1 protein-coding gene is annotated in these 1,501 nt (G+C 70.8%); it reads left to right on the top strand.

Going from position 1 to position 1,501, the window contains the following annotated elements; all coding sequences use genetic code 11:
- Window positions 1–62: 62 nt before the first annotated feature.
- The gene (locus RMT89_RS40135; protein ID WP_315888688.1) at window positions 63–1,454 is read left to right on the top strand and encodes an IS1380 family transposase; all 1,392 of its coding nucleotides are present in this window, start codon (window positions 63–65) and stop codon (window positions 1,452–1,454) included.
- The last annotated feature ends 47 nt before the right edge of the window (window positions 1,455–1,501 follow it).

Genomic DNA, 1,501 nt, shown 5'->3' with positions numbered 1-1,501 from the left:
TGACCTGCGATGATGGGAGTTCTTGAGGCTTCCAGCACGCACGATGACAAGGCTCTTCCGAGATGCAATCTTCCCATGCCGCCGTCCATGTCTCCGCACTCTTCGACGAGCCGAATCTGATCGCGGATGCGGGGCTGCTGCCGCTGGTCGCGCTCGCCGAACAGGTCGGCCTGCCCGGTCTGGCCGCCCAGGTCCGCATCGAGGCGGCCGGCAACAGCGGCGGCGCCCATCCAGCGGCCAAGGTGATGTCGCTGCTGGGCGCGATGTGCTCGGGGGCCGACTCCATCGACGATGCCGACCGGCTGCGGCACGGCGCGATGGACCGGGCCTTCGCCGGGATACGCGCCCCGTCCACGCTGGGCACCTTCCTGCGCTCCTTCACCCACGGCCACAACCGGCAACTCCACCGGGTACACCGGGAGTTCCTGGCCCGCCTCGCGGCCCGCACCCCGCTGCTGCCCGGCGCCGGGCGGCTGATGTTCATCGATATCGACCCCACCCACCGCCGGGTCTACGGACGGGCCAAGCAAGGCGCCGAGCACGGGCGCCTGAAGGGGCAGCGCACCCTGCACCCGATCGTGGCCACCCTGTCCACCCCGCTCGCCCGGCCGGTGATCGGTGCGGTCCGCCTGCGCCGCGGCAAGGCCGCCGACGTCCGCGGCGCGAAGAGTTTCGTCGCCGAGGCCCTGAACATCGCCCGCGAGACGGGCGGAACCGGAATCCGGATGGTGCGCGCGGACAGCAAGTTCTACACCGCCGACGTGGTGGCCGCCTGCCGCACAGCCGGCGCACACTTCTCCCTGACCACGGGCATGAATCCCTCCATCGCCGCCGCGATCGGCCGCATCGCCGAGGACGCCTGGATTCCGATCCGCTACCCCGACGCGTTCGTGGATCCCGACACCGGCGAGATGGTCTCCGACGCCGAGGTCGCCGAGACCGAATACACCGCGTTCACCGGACGCAAGAAGGCCGAGCAGGTCACCGCCCGTCTGATCGTGCGCCGGGTGCGACGCCTGAACCCGCAAGCAGCCACCGGGCAGGGCGAGTTGTTCGACTCCTGGCGCTACCACCCCATCTTCACCAACAGCCCGTTCGGCATGCTTCAGGCCGAACTGCACCACCGGCAACACGCCGTCGTGGAACAGGCGATCGCGGACGGGAAGTCCTCCGCGCTCGCCCACCTGCCCTCGGGAAACTTCCAGGCGAACGCCGCCTGGCTGACCCTGTGGGCCATGTCGCACAACCTGCTGCGGGCCGCCGGCGCCCTGGCCTCGGCCTTCCACGCCAAGGCCACCACCGCCACACTCCGCGCCCACCTGATCCACGTCCCCGCCCGACTCGCCCGCACCGCGAGGATCAAGCTGACCGCCCACCTGCCCGCCAACTGGCCCTGGCAGGGCGCCTACCAGGACCTGTTCGAAGCCGTCCACCACCCGCCGTCGACACCCTGACGCTCTCCATCGACACCGCACCCTGACGGCCGCACCGGCCACCGGCG

The organism is Streptomyces sp. P17 (assembly GCF_032436805.1).
In the GTDB taxonomy this organism is placed as follows: Bacteria; Actinomycetota; Actinomycetes; order Streptomycetales; family Streptomycetaceae; genus Streptomyces.
The sequence above is the reverse complement of the archived record's forward strand: the minus strand, read 5'-3'. Positions and strand labels throughout refer to the sequence as shown.